Consider the following 25,590-nt stretch of genomic DNA (forward strand, 5'->3'; position numbering starts at 1 on the left):
TTAATTTTTAGTTATTATAGAAGATCCTCCCAAAAGGCGTAATAAAATATCTTGTTTTGCAACAACAAGTTCTTTACCTGCCAACTCTTTATTACTTACTACAATACCCTCTTCACCTGTTTGAATAATATTTATAGGAATTAAGGTTGCTTTATCATCTTCTTTTGCTAAAACAAAGCTTTTTCCATCGCGATTTAGAACCGAATCAAAAGGTAATTTTATACTATTTCCTTTAAATACAAGTACGTTAACTTCTATTCTGTCTCCTGTAGTAAATCCTTTTGAATTGACATATACTTTGTATTCTGCTAAATTGTTAAAGGTGCTGTTTAAGGCTATAGCTGGAAAGTTTTCGTTGTTAATATTCACACCATAAATTGGTAGATCTGTTGGAATTCTTAACAATAAGTAAAATCCATTAGTTGCACTAATCGTTGCAACAGGATGACCTGGTAAACACATATCGCCAATGTTTACTAAAGTTTTAGAAATTACACCATCTACAGGAGACGTTATGGTTGCATAAGTTAATGTATTGGCAACATCAATTTGGTTTTGGTATAAGGCATCTAATTTTGCCTTAGCAGCTTCAATATTACTTTCTTCAGTTTGAAATTGTTCTTCTGAAGCACCTTTTATTGCTAATAATTCTTTGGTTCTTTTATGAGTTTCTTCCAAATTGGTAAGAGCCGATTTTGCTGCCTTAATTTGTGAATTTAAACTTATATTGTTTGTTTGAATTGATGTGTTATCTAATCGGGCAATTATTTCACCTTTTTTCACTTTTGAACCACTAGGTTTTATATAATTTACACGTGCAGTAACTTTTGAAGATAAGTTAACATCTTTATCATTTTCAGTTTGTGCTAAATAGGGTAGTGTAAGCGTTACTTCTTCTGCTTTGGGTTTAATGGTTGAAACTACAATACCGTATTGTTTAGCAATTGGTAAATTGGCTTCTTTTCGTTTGGCATTAACTACAGCGAAAATTGCCAAAATCACAATTGTAACGACGACAATTATTCCTATTGTTTTTTTGTTTTTTATCGTTTTCATTTTACTAAGTTTTCAATGTTATTACCATAAATCACAGCTAATTTTACTAGTGTTTGCCATTTTTCGGCTTCGGCTTTATAGAGTTTTGATTTTTCTAGCACTAAATCGTCTTCATATTTTAAATAATCTTCAATAGTTATTCTTCCAGATTGAAAACTCACTTTGGCAATGGCTAAAATTGCTTCTTTATCTTTTACATTTTGTTGATACAATTTTTCTGACTTATACAATAATTGGAGGCTTTTTTGAAATTGTTCAGCCTGAGACACTACAGCTAACCTCATTTTATCATACTCATTTTGAGTTGTGCTGTATTCAATGTTACTTTTTTTGATTTGAGAGTACTGGCTTTTATTAAATATGGGTAAACTAACTACCAAACCAATGTCTGTGTAGTTTTTGTCTATAGCCCGGTTATTATTATAGGCATTAGCAAAACTGTGGTTATAATTTCCTATAAGTAATATGGAAGGCAACAATTTTTCTTTTTCGGCTCTTAAGCTTAATTTATCGGCCAATACTTTTTGTTGAATGGGCTCTAACGATTTAATTTCACTGGTATCTAATGAAGCTGTTTCTATCATTTCAACTGAAGTATTTAATCTAATTCCTGTTAATGTTTTAATGGATGCCAATGCTGTTTCCCTATTGATGGCAATGTCATTAATAGTAGCATCAACTTGATTAATAACATTTTGGATAACTAATAAACTGGACCCAGGAGCTCTTCCATTGTTAACTTGAATAGCAACAATTTCTTTTGTTTTTAACAGTGATTGCTTTTTAATCTCAAGGGCATGTGATAAAGATTCAATGTATTGTAAATTGGCATTTGAACTGACAATAATAGCCTCATTCTGTAACAAATTTATATATTGTTTGGCTTTGGCTGATTTTTGTATGTACTTGGCCTTATTTGCCATTGTATATATAGATTTGATAAATACTGGCATTGAAATACTAACACCAGCCCTTAAAATATCTTCGCTAAATGGTTGTGGAATACTCGAATCTTGAATCATAGGAAACATTTCATTTGGAGGGACTGGAAGCATACCAGTTGGTGTTGAGTAATTATTATAAGTTCCAAAAGTTGTTATTTTAGGATACAAAGCACTGTATGCTAATTGCTTCCCTATTTTTGCGTTTTCAAATGCCAAACTATCATTTTTTGTTTGTGGATTTGATTTTAGAGCTAAGAATAATTCCTGGATGTTTTCAGCTTCTTGTGAATAGATTTCTAAAGAGTCCAAAAAGGTAAAAACAGAAATTACCATTAAAATTTTAAATATTTTGTTCATTGCTTTCATTTGTTTATCGCCAATAAACGATATGATTATTAAAAAATATCAATCAAAAAATTGTTGAAATAATAATTTTGCAATCTTCCAGTTTTCTTGATTGATACAATACTTTATTTTTTGCGGTTTTAATTCACCTTGAATTAAACCTGCGTTTTTCAATTCCTTTAAATGTTGTGAAACTGTTGATTGCGAAATTGGCAATATGTCAACCAAATCTCCAGTAAAACAACAGGATTGATTTTCAAGATGTTTTAAAATGGCAATGCGAGTAGAATGCCCCGAAGCTTTGGCAAATTTTGCCAAAGCTTCGGTATCTTCCTTATAATCTATATGCGCTAAACTTCTTTTCATATTTTTTATCGCAAATGTACGATAGATATTTGAAATGAAATGTAACAAAAGTCATATATTTCAAAGAAAAGCTAAAATTATATCAGTTATTTTGTGATATTCGGCATAATAAAATGCCTTTTCGATTTCGAATGAATAGTACTGAATTAATCGGTCATCACTATTTCCCAAGCCTTAGTGCTTCAGCATAGGAACTATCAAATTCGCTTTCTTCTACGGCTCTAGCAGCCTTCTCAACATCATATTCAACTCTTCTAAAAGAAACATCAATAGCTTTTGATTTAGCAGAAAAAGTAAATTGACCCAGCTCTAATATAGCATAGCAAGTTCTAGCATCTCCATCTTTGGGCTTGCCTACAGAACCAATATTAACTACATGTTTGAAACTATTACTATCCTCAATTATGCGATGAAAAGGTTTGTGCGTATGACCACATAGTAATACATCTGCCTGATGTGAATACATCATCTCTAATACTTCATCCTTGGGATAATCAACTAGCATATAATCATTTATAGCTTTTACACTTCCATGAACCATTAAGAGATTGAAAGGCTCATTGTTTGTAATAAATGATAAGGATAAATGCCTCGGTAGGTTAATCAAGTAATCTCTATTTTGATTGCTTACCATTGCTCGTGTTAACCCTCTATTTGAGGGTTGAGCTTCTTTTAAAACAGGATTTAGCAAAGCCTCATCGTGATTTCCCATTATGGTAGGAATATGCCTTTTTCTTATCTCATCTACTACTTCATTTGGCCAAACATTGTAACCAACCAAATCTCCTAAACAATAAATTGCATCCACATTTTCTGACTCTACATCCTTAAAAAAAGCCTCAAGTGCCGGTAAATTTGCATGTATGTCTGAAAAGAAAGCTATTCTCATTTTTGTGCTGTTTTAGTTGTATGGTAATACTTCTTTTTCAGCCAAAAGGAAACTCGAACCAATAAAATCAATGCTGGAACTTCAACTAAAGGTCCAATTACACCTGCAAATGCTTGTCCTGAATTAAGTCCAAAAACAGCAATGGCAACTGCAATCGCTAATTCAAAATTATTGCCTGCTGCTGTAAAAGCTACCGAAGCTGTTTTGTCGTATTCTGCTCCTGTTGCTTTGGTAACGAAAAATCCAATGATAAACATCAACGTAAAATAGATAAGTAAAGGAACTGCAATAATCAGAACATCCATTGGGATTTGTACAATCAATTCACCTTTCAAAGAAAACATGACAATGATTGTAAATAATAGAGCAATCAATGTCATTGGTGAAATTGTTGGGATGAATTTTTTTGTGTACCATTCCTCTCCTTTTAATTTTACTAAGATTAGCCTGCTCAATATTCCAATTACAAAAGGTATCCCTAAATAAATGGCTACACTTTCAGCAATCGTTCCAATTGAAATATCCACGATAGCACCTTCGAATCCAAAATAGGGAGGAAGCACTGTTATAAAAATCCAAGCATAAAAACTGTATGCAAACACTTGAAAAATACTGTTTAAAGCTACCAAGCCTGCACCATATTCGCTACTTCCTTCTGCAAGGTCGTTCCAAACCAAAACCATAGCGATGCAACGAGCCAAACCAATTAAAATAAGCCCAACCATATACTCGGGATAGTCACGTAAAAATGTAATTGCCAAAACAAACATTAAAACGGGACCAATTATCCAATTTAAAATAAGCGAAATAGATAGAATTTTTGTGTTTCTAAATACTTTTGGTAAAAGTGCATAGTTGACTTTTGCCAAAGGCGGATACATCATTAAAATCAGACCGATTGCAATCGGAATATTGGTTGTTCCGCTATTAAATGAGTTTATGATGTTTGGAAAGGTTGGAATAAAATATCCAAGTCCAACTCCAATTGCCATTGCGACAAATATCCACAACGTTAGATTTTTGTCAAGAAAACTTAATTTTTTTGTAGCCATTTATTATGAATTTATTTGAGAAAAAACGTAAAACATTTCTGTTGCAATTTGCAGACTTCTTTCGTTATATTTTTCTGCTTGTTGTAGTGTGTTATCAAATGCTTTTGGGTCTTCAAAAGTTATAGGAATACGTTTTTCTGCACCTGGAACAAATGGGCAAGCTTCATTTGCTGAATCACAAGTCATAATCGCTGCAAATTCAGATTTTGGATTAAAGTCATCATCTAATTTTTTTGAAAACCCGATTATTGGATGTTCGTTGTCAGCATATTTAATGCTGTACACAGAATTCTCATTATCTGAAATTTTATTTATCTGAAAACCCGAATTTTTCAAAGTTTCAGCAACCATTGGAAAAAGTGCTGTTGCCTCTGTCCCACCTGAATAACAAAACACGTTTTTTATATTGAAGTAATTCGCCATTGTTTGTGCCCAAACTTGTGATAAATGACTTCTTCGTGAATTGTGGGTACAGATAAAGTTGATGCGGATTTCTTGATTTTTTGAAACCTTTGATTGAATAAATTCGGTGAGCGGTTGTAAAACTGCTTTACGTTCATCTGAAATAGTTTGATGATTTAATCCCTTGATTACTTGTTCTATTACTGAAAATAGTGTTGGTTTTGTTGTTGTCATTTTTTATAAAATTAAATTGGTTTTAGCAACAGTTTCCATCTGGTGAACAACAAGGTTCATCATTTAAGGTTGATAATTTTACTTTGGTTTTTTCTGCTGGAATTCCGCATTTGTCTTTTGCTAAACAGTCGGTTTGTTTGTTTGTTAGCAAGAAATGTTGCCCGTCAAAATCAAGTCCGAATTTTTGAATGGTATCGCCTTGGTATTCTACTTCAATTTCTAAATCTTCTAATCCTAAAACTTTTTCGGACAATTCGATGATGTTAACCAATTTTTCAGGATGTAGCCTATGATTGTAATCATTGGCATTCCAAAGTTGAAAGTTTACTACTTCTTCATTTCTAACCATACCACCACAATCGATAAAATGTTTGGTTATTTTCCCTACCTCTGTGACGTGAAAGTGGCTTGGTACTAATTCTCCGTTAGGTAGCTGAAACGTGATATACTCTAAACGGGAAAGGTGTTGTTTAACTTGAGATAATAACATATTAATTTTTTGTTTTATTTAAGTGATTTATTTGAGCGGCGATATAGACCATTTGCAAAGGTAGTTCATCCTCATTAGACAGGTCGAATTTTATGGTTAGGTTTTCATTATCAATTTGAGAATTATCGACAATGATACTTAAACCTTTTGATGTGTTTTGCTGAACATCCTTTAACGATTTTGCAAACACCAGCCAACTACTCCCGTTGCTATATTCTACCCAATATTGATTAGGTTTGCCAGTGTTTGCTTTTTTTACTGAAAACCCATATTGAGATAAACTGTTAAAACCGGATATTGGTTTATTTACATCTATATTGATGCCTGCCGATTGGGACTCTATTTTAAGATTATAATATTGGAAAGCTGTATTAAGCCATATCATAGCCAATTGAGAATTTTCTGTATTACTGTTATCGATGAACAAAACATCTGTGCCTTCATTATTAAATGCTATTTTTTTGATTTTAAAAGCTATCTGGTCTAATTGAGTGATTTCTTCTTGCGAAAGTGTATTAATTTGTTCTGTAAGTGCTTCTACACTTTTTTTAACTTTTTTACGCAACGATTGTGCGGTAATGGTCTGGATGCCTATACTTGTTATAAGCAATAGTGAAAGGATTGTTTTTGTTTTCATAGGTTTGGTTTTAATATTAATTTATCGCAATAAAGCAATTAAAGATTATAAATTTTTTTAACAGCATTCGTCTTTAGTTTGAGTATCCTGGTCTAAAAACAACATTAGTACTTCCTTCATTTTTTGCCAATTTTCCTTATCTATACAATAGCAAACACTTGTCCCCTCAACGTTTCCTTTAATTAAGCCCAAGTTTCGTAATTCTTTTAAGTGTTGGGATATTGTGGGTTGTGCCAGACCTATTTCGTCCACCAAATTTCCACAATAACAACTATCCATTTTGAACAGTTGTTGCAAAATAGCTACACGTGCAGGATGTGCAAATGCTTTTGCAAACGAAGCTATATCATTCTGCGTATCGGTAAATATTTCTGATTTGGTTAAACCCATTTTAATATTATTTAATTGCAATATTACGATTAATATTTAAATACTCAAAGTTTTTTTTTCGAGCGTTAGCAGAAAATAACTCTTTTATTTTTTTGTGTATTGGGTTTTGAGTTGGCAAAAAATAAATGTGCTGTTTGTGCGGTGGGTTTTTTAGTTCAAATGTTGATGCTTTGCTCGATTTTCCACAATCGTGGGTTTGCGACTTGCTTTTATAAAATTTGTTAATTTATCAAAATTATTCTCGTAAAACCATCAAACAAATTTTTGACGACAATTTTTATTATTAATTTCTATTTCAACAGCACAAACCTTTGGACTTCTAAATTTTGATTGCAATAAACTAAACCTGGGAAATCCCTTTTATTCAGCTCAACCTAACGTTTGGCTTTTTTAGTACTCAGCATGTTTTAAGATTCCGCAAGAGTGATTAATTCCGATATGAGGATTCTAAATATTTTTCCTGATTTCGAGTTAATCGACCTTTTTTAATTCTAAAAATTTGGAGTGAAGTTTAATTTATGTTTGTATCCAAACTGTTTATAACGTGTTTCTTGTATGATGCGTTGTTAGATAGAGTATTAATTTTAAAATATACAACTGCCATTGTGTTAGAGAGTTTTTTCCAAAAGATGAAACACTATAGCAATGCAATATACACACTACTTTGTTGTGCTTTCGTTATTTTAAATTTTAAGGTATTACCAATCGTTATGCTTAGAATCTTTTTTAAGTGTGAAATATTCATCTAAGTCTGTATCTAGAACTAATAATATATTAAGAGCGGGACTATTTTTTCTAAATTCATTTTTTTTATTTTTTACAACATAGACTTCTATGGGGTTGGGGTCATAAGTTCATCTACCACGAGGAAGACCTCCAAAAACGATATCAGACACAGTAACTCTATGTTTGTTATCTTTTAACATTAATTTTTATTCTAGCTGTGTAAGGTGTAAATGCCCCTACACCAATTTTACTTCTATCACTTAATTTTGCCTTATTAATTTGTCCGATAAATAAATTATCTTCATAATCAAAATCGTCTATAAATTTATTATTTCTTAAAGTTTTTTAAGATTTTTAATCAAAGTATCACCTGAAAATTCTACTTCATAAATTTTTTGCCATATAACTTTTTGGTCGTCAGTTAATTTGATATTTAGCTTCTTAGGATTTATATCTTGAACGAAGCAATTTAAAATTCATTGTCTATACATCTTAATTGTATTCTGTTTTTTTAAAAAAATCTTTGATTCAATCAAAAATATGAAATAAAAATATTATGAACTATCTTAATACAACCATATGTCAATATGAGAAATAAACATAGGATTATAAGAAATTGAAACTTTTTTTAACTAATTCAGGACATTCCCCTACATTCCGTTGCTCTCCATTACGAGAAAAGAGCTTCACTAAAAAAGGTCTTGAACACAATTCCATAGTTTTAGATTTCCACTTCGTTTCATCCTGCCTAATCCCTAAACTTCGGGAGCAGGAACTCTACATTCCCAATATAAAACGTTGAAATAGCGTCCGCTTAATAGGAGAGATATCTATATCAATATTGGTACAAAGGTAAACTCGCAAAATATTCTCATCAAAAGACTACGGCATAAAGCCTACGCTTCGCCAACACCTCATTTATATTCCGTTTCCTTTTGAGCAGAAATGTTGTCTTCCGTTTGGGTTCCGCATAAATATTGTTTAATCAAAAACTATAAATTTATGGAAACAATTACCGAACATTTAAAAGAGGTCGCATTGGTTGAAATTTCAACGAGTAAGACCAATCCGAGGAGCGATTTTAATGAGCAATCCATTCAAGAACTCGCAGAAAGTATTAAAGAGCATGGAGTACTTCAACCGTTACTAGTAAGACCAATGTCTGAAGGTTATGAACTCATCTGTGGAGAACGTCGATTAAGAGCCTGCAATCTGATTAATTTGAAATCTGTACCAGTACAAATTAGGGACTTAAACAATCAGGAAGTATTGGAAGCTCAAATCATCGAAAATCTCGAAAGAGAAGATGTGCATCCATTACGAGAAGCTGAAACATTCAAACTGATGATTGACAAAGGCAACTATCTCATTGAAGATATTGCTACTAAAATCGCCAAGTCTGAAAAATTCATTCTGCAAAGGCTGAGTTTGAATAATCTAAATGCCGAATGGAAAAAACTATTTTTTAAGGATAAAATTAATCTTTCAAAGGCATTAATCATAGCACGACTGGATAAGAAATATCAAAAAGAAGTGGCGGAAAATGCAAGCGATTGGAGTGGTGATATAAAATCTGCCAAACAATTACAAAGCTATATTGATTCAAATATAACAGCGCTGTTATCAAAAGCGATTTTTGATCCGCTAGATGAAAAACTGATTAAAAAAGCAGGTGCATGTATCAATTGTCCGAAGCGCTCAGGAGCAAACTGCTCACTGTTTCCCGATGTAAAGGAAGAAGACAGATGCTTCGACAAAGTATGTTTCAGCAGTAAAACCAAAAAACACATTCAAACCGAAATAAACAGTATTATCAATAATGCTGAAGACGTTTATTTAATAAGATCCAAACATCAAGATACGGACGATGAACTAGCACAGAAATTGAAAAAACTAGGAATTACTGTGTTGGTAAATTATGATGATTTTGAAACCATCCACGGAAAGGATGAGCGAAAAAACAAAATTAGAGGCTTTTGGATTAACGGTTACGATCATGGAAAATATGTCTCTATTCGAATGACCAAAAAACAAGAAGAAAAATCATTGGATCCTAAAAGTAAAGAAAGCGTTATTGCTCAGGTTGAAAAAATCAATACAAGAGCAAAACGAATGTTGGAACTGGATGATGAAAAAGTACATAAGCGCCTCATTGAAACCATGTGTGAAACTGAAGAATTAACTGTGATTGGAAAACATAAATATTGTGATGCCACAGAAAAAATTAGCAGATTGATATTATGGAATGCTTTAGGTTGGCCAAAAAAAGAACACTACGGTAAGCTTTTGGATATTGACAAATATAAAAAAGAGGGTTCTTCTGGATTCCTAAAACGTCTTATGGAATTGACTAAAGATGACATGGCAATCATCATCAATAATGTTGGCTATGATGCCTTTAAATCAGCTTTGCCAACTTATAGTGAGGCCATGGCACTCAGAGGTCTGGCGGAGAGTTTCGGAAGCATACCCATCGGGGATTTTGAAACCGAACAAAAGGCCATTGCCGATAAAAGAATAAGCCGACAGAAGGAGAGAGTTTCCAAACTCAAAAAGTCGGTGAAGTTATAATCGAAGCCACTAATTGTCAATTTGATGATTAGTGGCTTTTTTAATTAGTGTTCAATATAAAATATATAATTATGGAAAATTTAAAAGTTGTACAGCTCGATTTCGGTTTTGAGGTTAAATCAATATCAGCATTGGAAGAAGTTATAAAACAACCTACAAAGGATAAGAAAGATTTCGTTTTTGATTTTATGGATTGCCTCGTAAGTCCAATAATCGTTTTTAAATCTGCATGGCAAGACACGATACCAAAAGACATTCTTGGTAGAATAAAAATATCACGTTTAATATGCTTAATGACACATGAAAAAATGGCTTCACTTACAGAGACTTTAGCTTACATAATGCCAAGAACTTATGAAGCACCCATGCGATCGGAATGGGTAAATATTTATACTTGGTTAGGTCTTCAATATGCAATACAATCTAAAAACAATGGGCAATTAGAAGCTATGACTGAAATAGCACCTAAAGAACTTTCAGATTATGAAAAAGGTCTTTTGAACAACCTAAGGCAATGGATTTATGATAATAGAAGAAAAGCACTAAAGGATATTCTAAAAAGGAATAAAATTTCAAAATCTGATGGTATTCTTGATATTCAAGAGAAACTGTTTTAAAAATATAATTCAATTTACAGAGAAAAATTATCTTACAATTCCATTCAGCACATTCCCCTGCATTTCGCGAAAAGCTGCATTACGGGAAAAGAGCTTCTTTAACAAAGGTCTTGGACATAATCCACCCTTTTGACTTTCCATTCCGTTACCCCTTTCCGCTTCGCTGGAAAGGAACACTTCATTCCAAGTAAAAAGGGTGAATCAAGTCCGCCAAATAGGAAAAAATATTTGCATTTTGTTCCACTTCCTATGATTTTGTATTTCACAAAGAATTTAGCTTCACGTCCCGAACCATCACCGCTATACCTTTTTTTTGTCAGCAAAATAACAACATTCAGTTTTATACGACAGCATAACCAGGCTCGTTCCTCGCACTTTTTATATGTCTTAATAAAGCTGAATATTGAACAGCACCAAGCAACAAAAAGAAGGTAACAGTGACGGCTCTATGGGAAGTAAATCTAAAACGGATCTTATGAAATCTTACAAAATCAATAAAAAGGAAGCGGAACAAAAGTTAAAAAAACAAAAAAAGGAAAACGCTCTGGATATAATAAGTAAATCAATTTTCAAGCCTTTCTGAAGGGTTCAGATAGGTAAATATTAATCTTTAAATTTTTAATTATGAGTACTCTAAAAAACAAAGTACAGTTAATTGGCAACGTAGGAAACGAGCCAGAAATCACGAACCTTGAAAGCGGAAAGAAAGTCGCTAAATTTTCAATTGCTACCAATGAATTTTACAAAGATTCAAAAGGTGAGAAACAACAGGACACCCAATGGCACAATATTGTGGCATGGGGCAAGATTGCCGAAATCGTTGAAAAATACGTAGGCAAAGGAAAAGAAGTTGCTTTAGAGGGGAAATTAATGTCACGCTCTTATGAAACCAATGAGGGAGAAAAAAGATATGTTACCGAAGTGGTAGCCAATGAAATCCTGCTTTTGGGAATTAAAGGTGATGGAAACACCACGGAATAACTAAAAATAAAAGAGGACGTTCCTGTGGAAAGTCGCGTCCTCTTTTTCATTATTAACTTCTAAAAAGAAAATCACAATGAAGACACAAGTTAACAAAATAAAAGCGGAACTGCAACATTTTATAGGTTCAGAAACCTTTTATAAAATTCCTTTAATAGGAACTAAATTTACAGATGGAATTAAATATTTGGCAGATGCTGCCGAGTGTTTTTGGTTAGTAACCGATGCTTCAGTAATAGCAAAAAGTTTAATGAACAAAAGCTATTTTGTAACAGTCGATTTTAAACGACTTTCTGAAAAAGAAAGAGCCGAAAAGCAATGCGAGGCTTTAATTAATTATAGTGACGGAAATGGCAATATCTACGAAACACATAGATACAATGTAACGGATTTTCCATTGGATGAATTGCGGTTGTTTTTTGTAGATAATACGTTGATGCTTCCGAGCGAATATTGATTTTCTGTCATGGTATATCTCAATTATTCGAACCTCGATAACGAAACCCAAGAACGTTTGGTTTCGGTTTCCAAAAAAGATGTAGAACATAAATTTGGAAATGAATTGAAACGATACGCCAAAGAACATCATATTGAATATGATACACTTTTGGAAGAAGAAGCTTTAAGAAATTTGTATTCTTATGACTATGTTTTTAATATTTAGAATCTAATTTCTAATCTAGGACCTTTAATTTTTAAAGGTCTTTTTTTTGTTCTGCTATTTTATAATGTGCAACAAAAAGAGATGTTTACTAATTATACTTTTAAACTGCCATTGTAACACTCTTAAAAAAATAAATTTCAATTAGTATTGCAGGAAAAGCCATTATATTTTTGGATGTCATGGTATTTTTTTTGTCCCGATAAATCGGGACGAAAAGGAATAGCAAGAGGGTAACACGCTGGCGCGATGTTTCAATGTTCAGTTTTTGCAAAACACTAGTAAAATCAATGCTTAACGGCGATTGAATGTTTTGTTTTTTGAATTTGTAATATCATTTTTTCAGAAAAAAAGCGCTCAGCCCAATAAAAACAACAAATTTTTTCAGAAAAAATGGATAAAGGATATGAAAAAGAACGCTTTGAGATGCTTGGAATAAAAGTTTCAGTAGCAGCAAGATTTCGAAAATATTGTAAAAAAATGTCTAAATCTCAATCTATGACATTGCTTTTAATGCTTGACTTTTTTGAAGAAAATGGGATTTCCCCAAAGGAAACTTTAGGTCCAAATATGCAAACCTTGGAGAACGAAATTAAGAAACGAATCAATGCAGTAATCGCCATCATAAAAGACATCGAAAAGAACCACGACAAACCCACAACGGCGATGCTTCAATCCTTGTTTATGGAATTTGAACCTAAAGAGAAAAAGCTCATTTTAGAAAAAGATCCTAAAGAAAGGAAAGTCCAGTTTGTGGAAAAACAAGATTCAAATAATCAATTATAAAATCATGTACATAACAATCACAGCGCAAAAATTAGGAGGTAACTATTCACAAAGTTCTGCGGATTTTGTAGACTATCTAGAGAAAGAAAATCAGAGTTTGGAGCAAGAGGATATGGAACATTTTTTCAACCAATATGGCGATGAAATAGATGTTAAAGAAGTGGTCAAAGAAATTGATGGTAATACTGCAAAACTCAAAAATAGGGAACCTAAATTTTATTCAATTACTGTAAGTCCAAGTCGATCTGAACTTCGAAAATTACAAAACAGTTCTGAAGATTTAAAGACATATACCAGAGCCATCATGAACGATTATGCAACGTCTTTCAATCGGGAAATTAATGGTAAACCAATAACCGTAGACGATATAAAATATTTTGCCAAAATTGAACACCAACGTACGTTTAAAGGCACCGACAAACAAGTGCGAGAAAATCAACCTTTTGCCACTAAAATACTTGAGTTAAAAAACAACATTAGGAAAATAGAATACCAACAACTGGAAGGAAATATAAAGCAAATGAAAACTCAAATCGCCAAATTAGAAGCCGAAGCACCACACCAACAAAACGGAAAACGTATTGTTCAAGGTATGAAAAAGGACGGTAACCAAAGTCATGTTCATATTATCGTGAGTCGAAAGGATGCTTCTAATTCTGTAAGCTTATCACCAGGATCCAAACACAAAGCTTCAGAAGTTGAAATGCATGGTAAAATAGTAAAACGAGGATTTGACAGGGATGCATTCTTCACAAAAGTAGAAAACACCTTTGACAAAACTTTTGGTTACAAACGCAACTATGCTGAATCGTACAAATCGAAGAAAGATTTTATTAAAGATCCTAAGTTGTATTTCACGACCTTATTAGGTCTGCCTGGAAGTGAGAAGGCGATTGCCTTTAAAATTCTGGCGAAATCGGGAGTTCCCATGGCAAGTATTCCAACCAATAAAGTTCAGTTGGCATTGAAAACTATCCGATATCTAAAACAAGGAATACAAGTGGCGATTAAATCCGGTTCAATAGGTATATAACATGGAAATGCAAGGTGTCACATTTACTATTGGATTATTATTTGGAATGTTCTTGGTGTTTTCAATCCTTTTCAAAATAACGCGCTATGGTTTTATTCTAAACATGATGCTAATTATTATAAGTTTATTGATAGTTTTTAAAATGAGCCTGTTTACATTGAAATGGTATGTTCCTATACTTTATGTTGGATGCCCACTATTGTTAATCAATACGGTTTTATATGTATTTCTGCACACTGAAAATGAACCTTTCAATTCCAATAATAAATTCCAAGTTCAATTTAAAGTAAAGCGAGGAAGTTTTAAAATAGATAACATTAAACGTGGTGCTTCCATTATAGGTTCAGCCGGTAGCGGAAAAACCGAAAGTGTCGTTTATAATTTCCTTCAACATTTCAGTAAGCATAAATTTTCAGGTGTCATCCATGATTACAAAAATTTTGAAATCACTGAAATGGCATTCCCTTTAGTTGAAAAAAATGAGATTGATTTCAAAGTGATTTCATTTGATACTATTCATGACCGTGTGAATCCTATAGCACCAAGATATATGACTAATGAAGAAAGCGTAAATGAGGTCGCAAGGGTACTTATTGAAAACCTCTTAGAGCAAAGAGAGTCAGGAAGTATGGGAACAACTAAATTTTTTAATGATGCCGCAGAAGGACTTATTGGAGGGTTAATTTGGAAACTTAAAACCAACTATCCTCAATATTGCACATTACCCCATCTCATAGCTATTTACCAATTTTTGGATACAGATAGCCTCATAGCTTTTTTAAGTTCCAATACAACCTCCAAAGCCATGGCAGATGCTTTTATAAGTGGTAAGGATTCCGATAGACAAACAGCTGGTGTGAAAAGCACTTTGGCGAATGCGCTGAAGAAAATAAGCACTCAGCGTATTTTTATGACTTTATCGTCGGATGATGTGCCACTTGATATTAATAATCAAGAACATTCTTTAGTGATTTCAGTAGTCAATAATCCAAAATACGAGACTGCATATTCGCCAATTATAGCCACCATAATTCATACCATTACGAAACAAATGAGTGTGCGACATTCAAACGCTTCGTTTCTCTTAATGGAAGAGGCACCAACTATTCGGCTTTTAAATATGCACAGAATTCCAGCTACATTGCGAAGCTATGATATTGCTACTGTATATGTGATGCAAGATAAAATTCAGAACGATATGATGTATGGCGATAAGGCGAGCAAGGCGATTTTAAGTAATTTATCGTATCAATTCTTCGGAAAGGTAAACGATCCAGATACTGCAAAATATTACGAGCGTTTTTTTGAAATCGTAAAGAAAGAAACCACCAGTGTGAATCGAGGTCATAATCTCAATTTTGATACACGAATTACTACTGGAGAACGGGAAGTAGCAAAAATAAGAGCAGATGCTTTTTTTAGATTGAAGGAAGGGGAGTTTATAACGTTTGCCGATGGCAAAGACAGGAAAGTACAGTTTAAACTTCCGAAAATTGAAAAACGTTTGCCAATAAAAAAACAAGAATATTCCGAGGCAAATTTACAATCAAATTTTGATGCGATTTATGAGGAGGCAAGGTCCATATTTAAGAGTTGATTTTTAAGGCCAACTTGATAACTTCTTTACTATTAACACCCCACAAACCTGACTAAATTAGTATTAACTCTAACAATTATAAAATAAATTCTCGAAAGAAAATTCAGTAAACTGTCATAACTCAAAATTCTTTTCTAACTTTAGAGTTTTCTTAAAATTTATAATAATAGCGTCTCTATGGATTGCTTTATTTATTAAAAAGTATGACAAAATAAATGGCATTTCTCCAAAATTCAGTACTTAATAAACACATCAAAGGTCAGGATGAAAAAACTGTAAATCAAGCTTACCAAAAGTTTGTTGCTTACTTTCATAATCCTGCCATTCAGCAAAATATAAGAGAGGCCAAAGAAGAACAATTCCAAGAAGGATTTTTACGTGAATTATTTGTTGATATTTTAGGCTACACATTAAATCCGCAACCAGATTTCAATTTAACGACCGAATTAAAGAATGAAAAAGGAGCAAAAAAAGCTGATGGCGCTATTTTGCATAATGGGAAGGCTTTAGGTGTTATTGAGCTAAAAGGAACAGATACCAAAGATTTAGATAAAATAAACGTTCAGGCATTTAACTACAAAAATAATCAAACTGGTTGCGTATATGTTATCACATCTAATTTTGAGAAACTACGTTTCTTCATTCACCATTCGGTTGAGCATTTAGAATTTAATCTTTTTACACTTACAGAAAATGAATTTCAATTGCTATGGCTTTGTTTAAGCGTTGAGAATCTTTTAAATGGTATTCCGTTAAAAGTAAAAGAGGAAAGTTTACACGAAGAAGAAAAAATAACCAAACAGCTTTATAAAGATTATGCTGCTTTTCGTAACGATTTGTGGCAAAACATGGTTAAAAATAATGCCGTTGCCGATAAGCTGGTGTTATTCAAAAAAACACAAAAATTACTCGATCGCTTTTTATTTATTCTCTTTGCAGAAGATAGCGGTTTACTGCCTCCTAATTCCATTTCAAGAATTTTAAAGCGTTGGGAAGTCTTAAAAGCAGAAGATGCCTATAAACCTTTATACGACATTTTTAAGCAGTATTTCGGTTATATAGACACAGGAAGAAAAGGACAAAAAACAGTTGACGATATTTTTGCATACAATGGTGGTTTGTTTTTACCGGATGCATTATTAGATACAATTCTGTTAGATGATGACATATTGCATTCACATGTGTTGAAGTTGACTAAATACGATTTTCAAAGTGAAGTAGATGTTAATATACTTGGGCATATTTTTGAAAACTCACTGAACGAAATTGAAAGTATCACGGCGCAATTAGAAGGGCAGGAAATAGATAAGAGCAAAACCAAGCGCAAAAAAGATGGCGTTTTTTACACGCCAAAATATATTACCAAATACATTGTTGAAAATACGGTTGGTAAATTATGTGATGAAAAAAAGGAAGCATTAGGTATAGTTGATGAGGAATACGCTAAAGGAAGAAAAAATCGAAAAAAAGATATAATTAAAGGCTTGGATGCTAATTTGCAAGCCTATCGAAACTGGTTGTTAAACATTACCATTTGCGACCCAGCTTGTGGTTCTGGAGCTTTTTTAAACCAAGCTTTAGAGTTTTTGATGGAAGAACACACCTATATTGACGAATTGGAATCACAATTATTAGGACATGCCTTTGAGTTTCCAGGCGTGGAAAACCATATTTTAGAAAAAAACATTTTTGGCGTTGATATTAACGAAGAAAGTGTTGACATAGCCAAACTTTCATTGTGGTTACGAACCGCACAGAGAGGCAGGAAGCTAACCTCATTAAACAATAATTTAAAATGTGGCAATTCATTAATTGACGACCCAAGCGTTGCAGGAGAAAAAGCTTTTAATTGGCAGAAAGAATTTCCAACCGTTTTTGAAAATGGAGGTTTTGATGTTATTATTGGAAATCCGCCTTATGTAGATATAAAAGCATTGGATAATGATATTGTAAAGTATTTGTTTGAAAGATTTCAAAGCGCAAATAATCGAGTGAATTTATACTCATCATTTATAGAACGCTCAATAGAACTTCTAAATAGGGATAAATATTTTTCATTCATTATTCCATCTTCATTACTAACTCAGGAATCATATAGGGAACTAAGAAAAATTTTACTTGATAAAACCACTTTAACTAATATTGTTAGATTACCGAATGAGTCTTTTGGAGGTAGTGCAGGTGAAGTAAAAGTCGACACAATAATTTTAAGTTTTAAAACAAAAGTTGATTTTAGTGTTTCAACAGAAATATTTATATACAAGGGGTTTAATAGGATTAGTGAAATAACAACATATAATGCAGACGTACATTTCTTAATTAACTCATTTGATTGGAAAAAAGACGATTCATACATTTTTAGAATAAATGTAGATGATGAAACTATGGACATTGTTAGGAAGTGTGAGTTAAAAACAGAAAAGTTAATTGAATGTGCTGATTTCTGCTTAGGATTGACCCCTTATGATAAATATAGAGGTCATACTCAGGAACAAATAAAAAACAGGGAGTTTCATGAGACTTATCAAAAAGATGACACCTTCAAAAAGTTACTTGCAGGTAATGACATAAGAAGATACCATGTGGAATGGGGTGGTGCAGAATGGATAAGTTATGGGAAATGGCTTGGAGCACCAAGAGAAGCTCGGTTTTTTAAAGGTAAAAGAATTTTAATAAAGCAAATAATCGATTGGTCAGATAAAAGAATTTGGGCTGCTATTACCAATGAAGAACTTTACAATACTCAAAATGCCTTTAATTTAATAGCTAAAGGCGACTATATTTCTGAATACTTAATAGCATTGATAAATAGTAAGTTGATTTCATTTTATCATAAAAAGAAATTTCTGGAAGAATTCAAAGATAGATTCCAAAAAATCTTAATAAAAGATGCTAAGGAATTTCCAATTAAACAAATAACGGTGCAAGAACAAAAACAATTTGTTGATGCAGTGAATAAAATCGTAACAATAACTAATACACTACAACGGAGTATTGTTGCTTTTTTTGAATTGGTACAATCCAAATTTGAGATTGAAAAGCTTACGACAAAATTACAAAACTGGTACGAATTAGAATTTAAAGATTTTTTAAAAGAATTGAAAAAAGCCAAAGTACAATTGAGCCTTTCAGAAGAAGCTGAATGGATGCAATACTTTAAAGAGCAAAAACAAAAGGCACAGGAATTGAAATCTGAAATTGAAAAGGTAGATGCTGAAATTGACAAGATGGTATATCAGCTTTATGGGTTGACAAATGAAGAAATAAAAATTGTGGAAGAGAGTTAAAGAGTTTTCAATATAAATAAATTGTAATTAAATGAAAAGAAATTTTATATACATAAACGGGAAAAAATCAGTTCTAATTGAGTTTAGTGATGCTGCAGATGATAAAAAAGTTACAGATGTTTATATTGATGATATAAAATATAAGTTTCAAGACGAAAATGATAACAAATTAGATTATGCTATTGCTGCAAAACGCAAAATGTATGAGCAATTTTTAAATAATCAATTTGAAAATTTAACAATCTTAACAGGAGCAGGTTCTTCAATTGGAATTGGAAAGACAAATAAGGGAAGACTTTTATCTCAACTATGGGATGATGTCGAAAATGATATTACAGAAAAAATATTAAAAAGGCTTTGTGTATTAGTCAAATACAATGATAAGGATAAGAAAGGGGAGTACATCAAAAATCTGGAAAAATTACTTTCATTAGCCAATATAGCCAAAGATTATGTTGAGGATATACCTGTCGAAGGGGAAGCAAAAATAGAGATTGATGCTATTATAAAAATAATTGAAAAAACTATAAGGGTAAAATGCACTTTGGAGTTGCCAGAAGGCAGTCCCCATCAAGAGTTTCTAGAAAAAATAACTAAAAGAAAAGTCACCAATCCTAGAGTTAAAATATTTACCTTGAATTATGACACCTTATTTGAGCAGGCTGGACGAAAAAGTAATTATACAATAATTGATGGTTTTTCTTTTTCGATACCAAGAACGTTTAGTGGTAGAAATTTTGATAATGATATAGTTTCGAGAAATTCAAGCAGAGTAAAAGAGGAAGATAATTTTATACAGAAAGTTTTCCATCTTTATAAACCACATGGTTCAATAGACTGGGAAAAAGAAAATGATACAATCTATCAAAGAGAAGGAGTATTAAATCCATTGATGATCTTCCCTAAAGATAGTAAATATGAAAGTTCATATGAACAGCCATATTTTGAAATGATGTCAAGATTTCAACAGAATTTAAGAAATGAAAATGTCCTTTTAATTTGTATTGGGTTTAGTTTTAGTGATAAACATATAGTTACAGCGATAATAGAGGCTTTGGAACAAAATCCAAGCTTTCAGTTAATTGTAGTCAACAAGGGTATTGATGACTTTTCTGCTCATTTTAAACCGTTTTATGAAGCAGCAAAAAAATATAATAATATAGCTCTAATTGATGAAGAATTTATTGATTTTGCAAAATATTATCCAAATTTAAAATCTTATAATCAAGAGGATAGTAAAAAAATCATTATTAATAATAATATATCAATAGATGAATAATAGCCCATTTAATCATACACATTTTATTGGTTATGTAAATCAGGTTACCCCTCAATTTATTAAAGTTCATTTTCCTTCATCTGTATTAATGAAGTCTTTTTCTTTTTATGGAGAACAATTAAAAGGTGGTTTGGTTGGTAATTATGTTGTAATAGAAGGCGATCAATTCGGCTTTTTAGGGAAAATTCTAGAATTAACTTTGCCAGAGAAAGAACGTTTAGAATTAAGTGAAAAGTCATTTAACACAAAAGAATTTCACCCTACAGGAAAGATTGAAATATTACTATCTTTTGAATTATTTAATCCTTCTAAAATTGATAAAGGATTAAATTCATTACCAGTAATTGGGGCAAAGGTGTTTATATGTTCTTCGGAGTTTCTTAGAGATTATTTTAAAGGTTTCGGCGTAAAAGAAGAGCACAAAGGTAATGCTCCAATTATTGATTTAGGACATTTAACTTATGACAAGACTACATTAGTAGAACTTTCTCAACAAGCAATTTTTGGTCGACATTGTGCCGTTGTAGGGACTACTGGAGGAGGTAAAAGCTATACAGTAAGTAAACTTCTTGAAGGTGTTATTTCAAATAATGGAAAGTCTATAATTATTGATGCAACAGGGGAATATAATAAGCATGATGATGAGAATTATTCAGAAAATTCATTAGTATTAGCTGATAATTCTTTTTTTCCTTATTCAAGACTAACTATTGGTGATCTATTTGTTCTTTTCAGACCTGCTGGTCAAGTTCAGCAACCAATTTTACTTGAAGCAATAAAATCACTTAAAATCGCACATTGTTTAATTCGAGATAAAGAAAATTATGAAATTATTGATGCAGGGAATATAATTACATTCAAAATAAAAACAAAGCAAGGTGATAAAGATTTAATTATTGAGAATGGATGCATTAAGAAGCAAGGAAATCTTACTAGTCCTTTTAATATGTCTTATCATAAATATGTGGATGAAATAGAAGATAATTCAAAAAGTAACTTTGACATTAATAAGTTAACGAGACAAATAGGAAATGAATGTTTTCAAATTTTTGGGGATAATTGGAGTAATACGTTAGACCTTAGAAATTACAGTAACAGCACAAGTTTATTGATGAGAATAAACAACATTTTAAATGATGATTATTTTAAAAAAATATTTGGCTTTAAAATAAATGATGAAAAAAACTTAATAGATTCAATTAGTGCGTTTCTATCAGAAGGTAACAAATCATCAATGTTAAGAATTGGATTTGAAAAAGTTCCCTTTAACTTCCAAGTAAGAGAAATTTTAGCAAACTCTATTGGTAATTATCTTTTAAATCAAGCAAGACAAGAGATATTTAAGGATAAACCCTTAATCCTTTTTGTGGATGAAGCTCATCAATTTTTAAACAAAAGTGTTAAAGATGATTATTTTGAATTAACTGAATTAAATGCTTTTAATTCAATCGCAAAAGAATGTAGAAAATATGGATTATTCCTTTGTATTTCAACTCAAATGCCTAGAGATATTCCAAATGGAACATTAAGCCAAATAGGTACCTTCATTTCTCACAGATTAATTAATTATCAGGATAAAGAGGCAATTGCAAATGCATGTTCAACTGCTAGTCGTGAAACCTTGGCTTTTTTGCCAGTTCTTGGTGCAGGAGAAGCAATATTAATGGGAATAGATTTTCCAATGCCAGTAATACTAAAAGTTCAAATGCCAATTATAAAACCAAATTCAGAAACACCTTTATTTAAATAATAAAGAAAACAAGAAATTTTTTAAAATGGAAAGTAAAACCCAAATAAAATGCCCCAACTGTGGAACTTCCATTGATGTTCAAGACATTCTTTCTCATCAATTAGAAGAAGAAATCAAGCAAAAATATCAGTCTCAATTAGCCGGTGAAAAGAAGAAGTATGAAGCGGAACAAGACAAGTTAAAACAAGAAAAACTTGATTTTGAGCAAAAGAAAAAGCAAGAAAATGAGTTGTTTCAGGAGCGTTTTGATAAAAAAATAAAAGAGGAAAAAAGTATTCTTGAAGGGAAGTTAAAAGCAAAGCTTCTTGAAGAACAATCAGAACAATTCACTGCTTTGCAAAAGGAACTCAATGAGAAATCTGAACAAATAAAGGAGCTTAACAGAACCAAAGCAGAAATTGAAAAACTGAAACGTGAAAAGGGAGAACTTAAAGAAGCTATTGAAGCGGAAGCTCAAAAACATTTAAATGAAGTTCTTCTTTCAGAAAAGGAAAAAATTAGAAAGTCTGAAGAAGATAAGAATGAATTGCGTTTTAAGGAAATGCAAAAACAACTCGAAGACCAAAAAAAGCTTACCGAGGAAATGAAACGTAAGCAAGAACAGGGTTCTATGCAATTACAGGGAGAAGTTCAGGAACTTGCAATTGAAGAATGGTTAGCAGCTCAGTTTCCTTTAGATACCATTGAAGAAATTAAAAAAGGGGCTAGAGGAGGCGATTGTATTCAAATAGTCAATACCCGAACCGAACAAAATTGCGGTAAGATATACTACGAAAGTAAACGTACTAAAGATTTTCAACCAAGTTGGATTGAGAAATTCAAGAATGACATCAGGGGAAAAGGAGCTAATATAGGTGTTTTAGTTACAGAAGTTATGCCTTCTGACATGGACAGAATGGGCTTGAAAGATGGAATATGGATTTGTAACTACGATGAATTTAAAGGACTTTGTAATGTATTGCGTGAATCTATAGTTCAAGTAAATTTAGCAATAAGTTCACAAGAAAATAAAGGAGATAAAATGCATATGCTCTATGATTACTTAACCAGTAATCAGTTCAGAATGCAAATAGAAGCCATTGTTGAAGGCTTTACTTCAATGAAAACGGCTTTAGACAGTGAAAAAAGAGCGATGCAACGTATTTGGAAGGAACGTGAAAAACAAATTGAAAAAGTAACTGCAAACACCATAGACATGCATGCTTCTATAAAGGGAATAGCAGGGAATGCCATTCAATCTGTTAAGGCATTAGAATTACCAGGTGAGGATGAAGATGATCAAAATCAACTGGAGCTAGAGTAATTCTGTATTAAAGGATTTTTGTTTTAGGAGTTAAAAAAAATATAAACATGGTAAATACCCAATAAATGGTTTAGGAGTTTATGTGTGTTGTGGTAAGATAGTTGAAGAATTTGATTTTTGTAGCTTAGATATAATATGGACTAAAAAGCTATCACTATTACAAGACCCAAGAAGTTTAAATTAAAAAGGAAACATTTTATTTTTTAACTTTAGCCTATAAAATAGTATCACATGTGCTTTCATACCAGTACAACACATAAGACAAAAAAGCTTGAAGAACATTTTAAAGCGAAGTTAAGCTCTGAAACTATTCGTCCCTTATTTGATAAACCAAACTATCATTTAAATGGATTTTCACATCCCAATATGTTAGTGATTCCACAAGAAAAATCAGATGTTTTGGCTCCAGGAGTTTGGGGTATTGTACCTTCAAATAAAGCATCAAATGAAATTAAAGACTATTATAAAGAGGCGGTAAAATTTGGTGGAGGTCTCAATGCTCAATCTGAAAAATTATTTAGTCATTTTTTATATCGTGAAGGTGTTATGTCTAAACGTTGCATAATTCCTGTTTCGGGCTTTTTTGAACCACATGAAAATTTAAAGAAAAAATATCCTTTTTACATATCTCAAAAAGAGAAAGAACCTTTAGCGTTAGCAGGTATTTATTCTGTCATTGATACCTATATTACTTTTACAATTTTAACTAAAGAAGCATCTCCCATGTTTGCTAAAATTCATAATTTAAAGAAGCGGCAACCAGTGATTTTAGATGATGATGTCATTGATAATTGGTTGTCTTCGGAATTAACACAAGATGAAATCAAAGAACTTGTAAATAGTAATTATCCAGAATCTAAACTAAATGCTTACACTGTAAGTAAAGATTTATTCAGCCCTAAAGTTGATAGTAATATTGAAAGTATTATCAGCAAAATTGATTATCAAGAGTTGAGCAATTTATCTCTTTAGAAAATAAAATTGTCAAAAAGGCGCTTTCTCCCTCAATCCTTTTTCAGTTACTTTCCACTGGTCTTCTGCTTTTACGAGTTTAAAAGTTTCAGGCTTTTCCTCATAGGATGTTGAGAACTTTACCCAAGCAATATCACCGTCAACAGTTTCTTCAATCAATTTAAAATTTGACGGACTATCATTACCAGGAGCAACCATAGCTTGAATTGCCATAAATGAAGCATAACTTTCTGGAGTGGTGTACTTTTTTAGTTTTGAATTGTCATTTTTATAAAAACTCTCAACAACAATCTTTGCCGTATCGGTATGTGATAATTGGGTTTGACCGCAACTCATTACAAATGAAATCAGTAAATAAATAATCATCTTTTTCATGGTATTTTAATTTGGGTTATTAATGATTTTATCTAATATGATAAGTTTTATATTGCGCTCTCCATTTTTTTCATTGAGTTCTAAAATGACCTTTCGTTCATCACTTATAGAAAACTTTGGAACTACATATACCAACTTTGCAGTTTGATTTTCTTTAATTTTTAATGGAACATTATATTCAAAAACAGGTTTTAAATAAAGACTTTGTAATGATTTTTTCTTTCCTTTTTGGCGTGTTTGAATATTCAAGTTCAAGAAATTCACATCATAATCTAAAGTTGATTTATTTTCAATAGTCATTACAAAATATAATTCATCTTTGTCAAAAACGATATTTTCAATCTTTAGAATAACACCATCATGTCGTTTTTTTAGTTTACCAATAAGTTGTCTTCTTTTAACCAGATAAGAACAAAAGCGCTCATAATAATTGGTTTTAAAGTCAATGTGCTTAATAGTTTTAGTTTCGTTATCAGCAGCTTCAGCAAATGGCTTTTCGTTGCCAATAGATGTCGATTCTGGCATGAAATAATTCAAAGTTTCAATTTGCTCTTTATACCTTACAATATACGAAAAAACTGAACCATTACTGTTGATTATCAGTAAATTGCTTTCTTTCCCTGGTGTTGCTTGGAGCAACCCAAAATACTGTTCTTTGTCTCTGTTATAAGTAAAAACGAAATTTTCTGAACCCGTAATGCCTTGACGGATTGGGTTAGGGAAGAATAAGGCAACATTTTTATGGTCATTAGCATAAATGGTATCTATAACTGTTTTTGGTTGTGCTTTTACATATGTAGAGACCAAAATAAAACTGAATAATATTAAGTACTTTTTCATAATTTTA

At 31.9% G+C, this 25,590-nt stretch carries 24 protein-coding genes; 13 read left to right on the forward strand and 11 right to left on the reverse strand.

Features of this window, described 5'->3' with window-relative positions; all coding sequences use genetic code 11:
* The 9 genes from G5V56_RS04145 to G5V56_RS04185 all read right to left on the reverse strand — a co-directional run bounded on the left by G5V56_RS04145 (position 1) and on the right by G5V56_RS04185 (position 6,805).
* Positions 1-1,056 (reverse strand): efflux RND transporter periplasmic adaptor subunit, encoded by a 1,056-nt coding sequence (locus tag G5V56_RS04145; RefSeq protein WP_166961852.1) that lies wholly within the window; start codon positions 1,054-1,056, stop codon positions 1-3.
* Complete coding sequence (locus tag G5V56_RS04150) at positions 1,053-2,357, reverse strand: TolC family protein (protein WP_166961855.1); 1,305 nt, start codon at positions 2,355-2,357, stop codon at positions 1,053-1,055. The genes G5V56_RS04145 and G5V56_RS04150 overlap by 4 nt, the downstream gene beginning before the upstream one ends.
* 48 nt (positions 2,358-2,405) lie before the next feature.
* Positions 2,406-2,711, reverse strand: coding sequence for an ArsR/SmtB family transcription factor (locus G5V56_RS04155; RefSeq protein ID WP_166961858.1), 306 nt, complete (start codon positions 2,709-2,711; stop codon positions 2,406-2,408).
* Positions 2,712-2,871: 160 nt separating this feature from the next.
* Positions 2,872-3,600: a metallophosphoesterase family protein gene (locus tag G5V56_RS04160; protein ID WP_166961866.1), complete on the reverse strand. Its 729-nt coding sequence runs from the start codon at positions 3,598-3,600 to the stop codon at positions 2,872-2,874.
* A complete protein-coding gene (arsB, locus tag G5V56_RS04165) occupies positions 3,597-4,652 on the reverse strand; it encodes an ACR3 family arsenite efflux transporter (protein ID WP_166961871.1) in 1,056 nt (351 codons plus the stop codon). Before arsB ends, G5V56_RS04160 begins: the two co-directional genes overlap by 4 nt.
* 3 nt (positions 4,653-4,655) lie before the next feature.
* The gene (locus tag G5V56_RS04170; RefSeq protein ID WP_166961876.1) at positions 4,656-5,288 is read right to left on the reverse strand and encodes an arsenate-mycothiol transferase ArsC; all 633 of its coding nucleotides are present in this window, start codon (positions 5,286-5,288) and stop codon (positions 4,656-4,658) included.
* A gap of 22 nt (positions 5,289-5,310) precedes the next feature.
* On the reverse strand, positions 5,311-5,778 hold the full coding sequence (locus G5V56_RS04175; RefSeq protein WP_166961882.1) for a DUF6428 family protein: 468 nt from the start codon (positions 5,776-5,778) through the stop codon (positions 5,311-5,313).
* A 1-nt stretch (position 5,779) separates the two neighbouring features.
* Complete coding sequence (locus G5V56_RS04180) at positions 5,780-6,415, reverse strand: hypothetical protein (protein WP_166961887.1); 636 nt, start codon at positions 6,413-6,415, stop codon at positions 5,780-5,782.
* Between the two features lie 57 nt (positions 6,416-6,472).
* Positions 6,473-6,805: an ArsR/SmtB family transcription factor gene (locus tag G5V56_RS04185; RefSeq protein WP_166961892.1), complete on the reverse strand. Its 333-nt coding sequence runs from the start codon at positions 6,803-6,805 to the stop codon at positions 6,473-6,475.
* Positions 6,806-8,533: 1,728 nt separating this feature from the next.
* On the opposite strand from G5V56_RS04185, the gene G5V56_RS04190 reads away from it, so the two are divergent.
* From G5V56_RS04190 to G5V56_RS04250, 13 genes are all read left to right on the forward strand, one after another.
* Positions 8,534-10,102: a ParB/RepB/Spo0J family partition protein gene (locus G5V56_RS04190; RefSeq protein WP_166961898.1), complete on the forward strand. Its 1,569-nt coding sequence runs from the start codon at positions 8,534-8,536 to the stop codon at positions 10,100-10,102.
* Between the two features lie 71 nt (positions 10,103-10,173).
* Positions 10,174-10,719 (forward strand): hypothetical protein, encoded by a 546-nt coding sequence (locus G5V56_RS04195; protein WP_166961903.1) that lies wholly within the window; start codon positions 10,174-10,176, stop codon positions 10,717-10,719.
* A gap of 624 nt (positions 10,720-11,343) precedes the next feature.
* Positions 11,344-11,700, forward strand: a complete 357-nt coding sequence (locus tag G5V56_RS04200) for a single-stranded DNA-binding protein (RefSeq protein ID WP_166961909.1) — start codon at positions 11,344-11,346, stop codon at positions 11,698-11,700.
* 76 nt (positions 11,701-11,776) lie between these two features.
* On the forward strand, positions 11,777-12,157 hold the full coding sequence (locus G5V56_RS04205; RefSeq protein WP_166961913.1) for a DUF6876 family protein: 381 nt from the start codon (positions 11,777-11,779) through the stop codon (positions 12,155-12,157).
* Positions 12,158-12,166: 9 nt separating this feature from the next.
* Entirely contained in the window at positions 12,167-12,364 is a 198-nt protein-coding gene (locus G5V56_RS04210; protein WP_166961916.1) for a hypothetical protein, read from the forward strand.
* A 390-nt stretch (positions 12,365-12,754) separates the two neighbouring features.
* Positions 12,755-13,147 carry a BfmA/BtgA family mobilization protein gene (locus G5V56_RS04215; protein WP_206285869.1) on the forward strand — a complete coding sequence of 131 codons (393 nt, stop codon included), beginning with the start codon at positions 12,755-12,757 and terminating at the stop codon, positions 13,145-13,147.
* A gap of 4 nt (positions 13,148-13,151) precedes the next feature.
* Positions 13,152-14,180 (forward strand): MobB family relaxase, encoded by a 1,029-nt coding sequence (gene mobB / locus G5V56_RS04220; protein WP_166961919.1) that lies wholly within the window; start codon positions 13,152-13,154, stop codon positions 14,178-14,180.
* Between the two features lies 1 nt (position 14,181).
* A complete protein-coding gene (locus G5V56_RS04225) occupies positions 14,182-15,777 on the forward strand; it encodes a type IV secretory system conjugative DNA transfer family protein (RefSeq protein ID WP_166961922.1) in 1,596 nt (531 codons plus the stop codon).
* Between the two features lie 215 nt (positions 15,778-15,992).
* On the forward strand, positions 15,993-19,064 hold the full coding sequence (locus G5V56_RS04230) for an Eco57I restriction-modification methylase domain-containing protein (RefSeq protein ID WP_166961925.1): 3,072 nt from the start codon (positions 15,993-15,995) through the stop codon (positions 19,062-19,064).
* Positions 19,065-19,095: 31 nt separating this feature from the next.
* Positions 19,096-20,343 (forward strand): SIR2 family protein, encoded by a 1,248-nt coding sequence (locus G5V56_RS04235; protein ID WP_166961929.1) that lies wholly within the window; start codon positions 19,096-19,098, stop codon positions 20,341-20,343.
* The gene (locus G5V56_RS04240) at positions 20,336-22,093 is read left to right on the forward strand and encodes an ATP-binding protein (protein WP_166961932.1); all 1,758 of its coding nucleotides are present in this window, start codon (positions 20,336-20,338) and stop codon (positions 22,091-22,093) included. Before G5V56_RS04235 ends, G5V56_RS04240 begins: the two co-directional genes overlap by 8 nt.
* 25 nt (positions 22,094-22,118) lie before the next feature.
* On the forward strand, positions 22,119-23,396 hold the full coding sequence (locus tag G5V56_RS04245) for a DUF2130 domain-containing protein (protein WP_166961935.1): 1,278 nt from the start codon (positions 22,119-22,121) through the stop codon (positions 23,394-23,396).
* Positions 23,397-23,627: 231 nt separating this feature from the next.
* Positions 23,628-24,368, forward strand: coding sequence for an SOS response-associated peptidase (locus G5V56_RS04250; RefSeq protein WP_166961938.1), 741 nt, complete (start codon positions 23,628-23,630; stop codon positions 24,366-24,368).
* Between the two features lie 12 nt (positions 24,369-24,380).
* On the opposite strand, the gene G5V56_RS04255 is transcribed toward G5V56_RS04250, so the two are convergent.
* Both G5V56_RS04255 and G5V56_RS04260 read right to left on the reverse strand, forming a co-directional pair.
* Positions 24,381-24,743 carry a nuclear transport factor 2 family protein gene (locus G5V56_RS04255; protein ID WP_166961941.1) on the reverse strand — a complete coding sequence of 121 codons (363 nt, stop codon included), beginning with the start codon at positions 24,741-24,743 and terminating at the stop codon, positions 24,381-24,383.
* A 6-nt stretch (positions 24,744-24,749) separates the two neighbouring features.
* Entirely contained in the window at positions 24,750-25,583 is an 834-nt protein-coding gene (locus tag G5V56_RS04260) for a DUF4138 domain-containing protein (protein ID WP_166961944.1), read from the reverse strand.
* Positions 25,584-25,590: the final 7 nt, after the last annotated feature.

Source organism: Yeosuana marina (assembly GCF_011762485.1).
Lineage (GTDB): Bacteria > Bacteroidota > Bacteroidia > Flavobacteriales > Flavobacteriaceae > Yeosuana > Yeosuana marina.

Bases quoted from the DNA above. Each gene is read 5' to 3' on its own strand.
- arsB (WP_166961871.1), bottom strand. From the start codon at position 4,652: ATGGCTACAAAAAAATTAAGTTTTCTTGACAAAAATCTAACGTTGTGG.
- G5V56_RS04245 (WP_166961935.1), top strand. From the start codon at position 22,119: ATGGAAAGTAAAACCCAAATAAAATGCCCCAACTGTGGAACTTCCATT.
- G5V56_RS04180 (WP_166961887.1), bottom strand. From the start codon at position 6,415: ATGAAAACAAAAACAATCCTTTCACTATTGCTTATAACAAGTATAGGC.
- G5V56_RS04250 (WP_166961938.1), top strand. From the start codon at position 23,628: ATGTGCTTTCATACCAGTACAACACATAAGACAAAAAAGCTTGAAGAA.
- G5V56_RS04170 (WP_166961876.1), bottom strand. From the start codon at position 5,288: ATGACAACAACAAAACCAACACTATTTTCAGTAATAGAACAAGTAATC.
- G5V56_RS04230 (WP_166961925.1), top strand. From the start codon at position 15,993: ATGGCATTTCTCCAAAATTCAGTACTTAATAAACACATCAAAGGTCAG.
- mobB (WP_166961919.1), top strand. From the start codon at position 13,152: ATGTACATAACAATCACAGCGCAAAAATTAGGAGGTAACTATTCACAA.
- G5V56_RS04190 (WP_166961898.1), top strand. From the start codon at position 8,534: ATGGAAACAATTACCGAACATTTAAAAGAGGTCGCATTGGTTGAAATT.
- G5V56_RS04260 (WP_166961944.1), bottom strand. From the start codon at position 25,583: ATGAAAAAGTACTTAATATTATTCAGTTTTATTTTGGTCTCTACATAT.
- G5V56_RS04185 (WP_166961892.1), bottom strand. From the start codon at position 6,805: ATGGGTTTAACCAAATCAGAAATATTTACCGATACGCAGAATGATATA.
- G5V56_RS04195 (WP_166961903.1), top strand. From the start codon at position 10,174: ATGGAAAATTTAAAAGTTGTACAGCTCGATTTCGGTTTTGAGGTTAAA.
- G5V56_RS04210 (WP_166961916.1), top strand. From the start codon at position 12,167: ATGGTATATCTCAATTATTCGAACCTCGATAACGAAACCCAAGAACGT.
- G5V56_RS04175 (WP_166961882.1), bottom strand. From the start codon at position 5,778: ATGTTATTATCTCAAGTTAAACAACACCTTTCCCGTTTAGAGTATATC.
- G5V56_RS04160 (WP_166961866.1), bottom strand. From the start codon at position 3,600: ATGAGAATAGCTTTCTTTTCAGACATACATGCAAATTTACCGGCACTT.
- G5V56_RS04235 (WP_166961929.1), top strand. From the start codon at position 19,096: ATGAAAAGAAATTTTATATACATAAACGGGAAAAAATCAGTTCTAATT.
- G5V56_RS04200 (WP_166961909.1), top strand. From the start codon at position 11,344: ATGAGTACTCTAAAAAACAAAGTACAGTTAATTGGCAACGTAGGAAAC.
- G5V56_RS04150 (WP_166961855.1), bottom strand. From the start codon at position 2,357: ATGAACAAAATATTTAAAATTTTAATGGTAATTTCTGTTTTTACCTTT.
- G5V56_RS04225 (WP_166961922.1), top strand. From the start codon at position 14,182: ATGGAAATGCAAGGTGTCACATTTACTATTGGATTATTATTTGGAATG.
- G5V56_RS04145 (WP_166961852.1), bottom strand. From the start codon at position 1,056: ATGAAAACGATAAAAAACAAAAAAACAATAGGAATAATTGTCGTCGTT.
- G5V56_RS04205 (WP_166961913.1), top strand. From the start codon at position 11,777: ATGAAGACACAAGTTAACAAAATAAAAGCGGAACTGCAACATTTTATA.
- G5V56_RS04255 (WP_166961941.1), bottom strand. From the start codon at position 24,743: ATGAAAAAGATGATTATTTATTTACTGATTTCATTTGTAATGAGTTGC.
- G5V56_RS04155 (WP_166961858.1), bottom strand. From the start codon at position 2,711: ATGAAAAGAAGTTTAGCGCATATAGATTATAAGGAAGATACCGAAGCT.
- G5V56_RS04215 (WP_206285869.1), top strand. From the start codon at position 12,755: ATGGATAAAGGATATGAAAAAGAACGCTTTGAGATGCTTGGAATAAAA.
- G5V56_RS04240 (WP_166961932.1), top strand. From the start codon at position 20,336: ATGAATAATAGCCCATTTAATCATACACATTTTATTGGTTATGTAAAT.